Source organism: Pseudonocardia sp. EV170527-09 (assembly GCF_008369905.1).
GTDB lineage: Bacteria > Actinomycetota > Actinomycetes > Mycobacteriales > Pseudonocardiaceae > Pseudonocardia.
Window position 1 is genome coordinate 1 of sequence record NZ_VRMC01000194.1, and the last position, 3,198, is coordinate 3,198.

The window sequence follows — 3,198 nt, forward strand, 5'->3', positions numbered from 1 at the left end:
GAGCTATTTACACCGCGTCCACCGCCGATGCCGCTGCAGCCGCGCTGGATGATCTCGATGACGAGTGGGGGCGAGCCCATCCGGCGATGATACGTTTGTGGCGTAACGCCTGGACCGAGTTCGTGCCGTTCCTCGACTACGACATCGAGGTCCGGAGGGTGATCTGTACGACGAACGCGATCGAATCGTTGAACGCCCGCTACCGGCGAGCGGTCCGAGCGCGAGGGCATTTCCCCAGCGAGCAGGCCGCGATGAAATGTCTGTACCTTGTCACCCGCAGCCTCGACCCGACCGGACGAGGCCACACCCGATGGATGATGCGCTGGAAGCCAGTCCTCAACGCCTTCGCCATCACTTTCGGTGACCGCTGGCCGGGCGCCGAGCACTACTGACAACATCGCCGGAACCACCGTTCTCGTTACAGACCCCAGGCAAGATCATGTGCCCTGTGCCTCGCAACCGCCGTTCTCGCGGTCGTGAAGCGAAGTCCTCGGAGATCGTCGAGGCAGCTGCGTTGCTGTTCGTCCAGGTCGGGATCGACAGGGCGTCTGTCCGAGCGGCCGGGGTCACCACGACGACGATCTGCGGGTACTTCCTCCAGGACAAGGAGGCGTTGCTGGTCGCAGCTCGACCGCCTCGTCGGGACCATGTTCCAGGGCCTGGTGGGCCAGGTCGACGCCCCGTGGGTCGACCAGCTTCCCTGGCGGCGTAGCGACGCGGACCACCCTGGACGCCGGCGCCGTGGCGTGGACCCTCCGAGGAGAAGCGCGTAGCCACACCGGTTCCTACGTCGTGAACCACCCGGTGACTTCTCCCCGCCCCGATACGAGGCCCCACGAGCATGGTTCGGGTGGTGTCCAGGGCCGCCGACAGGCGGTCGCGGAGCGACGGTTCTGTGTGTGGCTAGGTGTTGTCGGCCATGACGTTGTTGACGTGAGATGGCGTTGTCCGGTCGCCCTGTGTGGGGTCCCATAGTCCGGTGGCGGAGCCGGCTCGTAGGTGGTCGCCGTAGAAGCCGACCTTCCACTCGATCAGGGCGCGGGATTGTTCGAGGGCCTGAATCTGGCGCTCGATGCGATGCAGGTGCGCGTCGAGGATCTGTAGGCGTTCGTTCTCGTTGCCTGGCCCCTGCCGGACCAGCGCGGCGAGTTGGGCGAGGTCCGTGAGCGGCATGCCTGATTCGCGGAGCTTGACCGCGTATCGGAGCCACTCGATATCGGCGGCGGTATATGTTCGTCGGCCGCCGGATGTCCGTCGTACGGGGCCGACGAGCAGATTCTCACGTTCGTAGTACCGCAACGCGTGCACACTAAGCCCTGTCCGTTCAGCGACCTCACCGATCGTGAACGCCTCCTGGGCCTGTCCCGATTCACTCATGCGATCCCTTTTCGGCCTTGACCTAGAGCGAACTCTAACTCCTACGTTGGCGGCATGACAGCGAGCATGCAGACGCCTCTCGACTCCGGATTCACCGCCATGTCCACGACCGACGACGTGATGGCGGGCGTCGATCTGGGGGGCATGACGGCGATGGTCACGGGCGGGTACTCGGGCCTGGGCCTGGAAACGACCCGCGCCCTGGTGAAGGCGGGTGCGCACGTAGTGGTGCCCGCGCGGCGTCCCGAGCTCGCCCACGAACGACTCGACCACCTCAGCGACGTCACCGTGATCCACATGGACCTGGCGGACCTCGCGAGCGTACGCGCGGCCGCCGAGCAGCTGGGCGCGTCCGAGTCGCGGCTCGACATGCTGATCGCTGCAGCCGGGGTGATGGCCTCTCCCGAGCGGCGCGTCGGACCGGGTTGGGAGAGCCAGTTCGCGATCAACCACCTCGGCCACTTCGTCCTCGTGAACCTACTGCTCCCGCTACTTGCGAACGCGGACGGGGCGCGAGTGGTGTCGTACTCCTCTGCGGGACACCACCTCTCCGACATCAGGTGGGACGACATGGCCTTCGAGCGCGGCTACGACAAGTGGCTCGCCTATGGGCAGTCGAAGACCGCCAACGCGCTGTTCGCCGTCCACCTCGACGCGATCGCGAAAGACGAGGGGATCCGCGCGTTCTCCCTGCACCCTGGGAGCATCTTCACCGAGCTCCAGCGCGACATCACGCCGGAAGAAGGAGTCGCGCTGGGATGGACCGACGCCGAGGGCAACGTCATCGCGCCCGGGTTCAAGACACCCAGCCAGGGCGCGGCGACCGGCCTGTGGGCGGCGACGTCACCGGACCTCGCCAGCCACGGTGGGGCCTACTGCGAGAACTGTGACATCGCGCCGCTCGCCAGTCCAGACGGCTCCATGAACGACGGTGGCGTACGCCACTACGCCGTCGACCCAGCCAGCGCCGAACGACTCTGGGAAGTGTCGGCCCAGATGACCGCCATCGACGGTGCGTCGGCTGGTAGATGACGCACGCGAACGCCCCGCTGTCTGCAGAACCCGTCGTTACGAGACCGCCCAGCACTGTTCTCCGTCGACGACCTCATCAGTCCGAGTCATGCCCAGGCGCTGAGCGATCGCCGCCGAGGCGGCGTGATCCGGATGAATACGTGCCTTCATCGCCCCAACGCAACAGCTGGCCAACCACTCCGCCATCGCTTCCGCCGCCTCGCCTGCATAGCCTCGCCCTTGGAAGGGCACGCCCACCACCCAGGCCAAGTCGGCCTCCAGCGCGCCATCCCTTCCTAGGCTCAGGGTCGCTTGGACCGTGCCGACGGGCCTCCCCGTCCGACGCTCACGGACCATCCAGTTCAGCCACCCCTGCGAGCCGTCCGGAGACCGCCCCAGTACCTGCCGGCGATAGCGCTCCCGTAGCTGTCCGATCGTCGCCGGGGTGCCGCCGATGAACTCGTGCAGACGAGTGTCGTCGAACAGCAGGGCCGCCTCGTCCGCGTGATCTACCCGCAACGGCTCCAGCATCAGGCGCCGCGAGTCGATCGCCGCAGCAAGTGGCCAATTCATTCGATCAGTCATCGACTGCGATGATACGAACAGACCGACCGGGTCGGCATCGGACGTGCACCGCCGGAATCTGTCGATCACGGTACAGATCTTCGTCGCTCTGAAGGACGATCTTGGCTGCGATCGCAGCGAACTACACGCTCACCTCATCGGCGGCACTGGGACTGTCAAGTTTCCGGTGTAACTCTGGCTGTTGAGGGCTATCGGCGTCCGGCGGACAGGCGTCCGTCGAAGGCC

4 protein-coding genes are annotated in these 3,198 nt (G+C 66.1%); 2 read left to right on the forward strand and 2 right to left on the reverse strand.

The window, feature by feature from the left end:
* Window positions 1-392 (forward strand): transposase (locus tag FVA95_RS28075; RefSeq protein ID WP_193564409.1); only part of this gene is annotated, 392 nt, incomplete at its 5' end.
* A 511-nt stretch (window positions 393-903) separates the two neighbouring features.
* On the opposite strand, the gene FVA95_RS28085 is transcribed toward FVA95_RS28075, so the two are convergent.
* A complete protein-coding gene (locus FVA95_RS28085) occupies window positions 904-1,377 on the reverse strand; it encodes a MerR family transcriptional regulator (RefSeq protein WP_149666820.1) in 474 nt (157 codons plus the stop codon).
* Between the two features lie 54 nt (window positions 1,378-1,431).
* On the opposite strand from FVA95_RS28085, the gene FVA95_RS28090 reads away from it, so the two are divergent.
* On the forward strand, window positions 1,432-2,409 hold the full coding sequence (locus FVA95_RS28090; protein ID WP_149666821.1) for an oxidoreductase: 978 nt from the start codon (window positions 1,432-1,434) through the stop codon (window positions 2,407-2,409).
* A gap of 36 nt (window positions 2,410-2,445) precedes the next feature.
* Here FVA95_RS28090 and FVA95_RS28095 read toward each other — a convergent pair whose 3' ends face one another.
* Complete coding sequence (locus FVA95_RS28095; protein WP_205016015.1) at window positions 2,446-3,042, reverse strand: GNAT family N-acetyltransferase; 597 nt, start codon at window positions 3,040-3,042, stop codon at window positions 2,446-2,448.
* Window positions 3,043-3,198 lie beyond the last annotated feature (156 nt).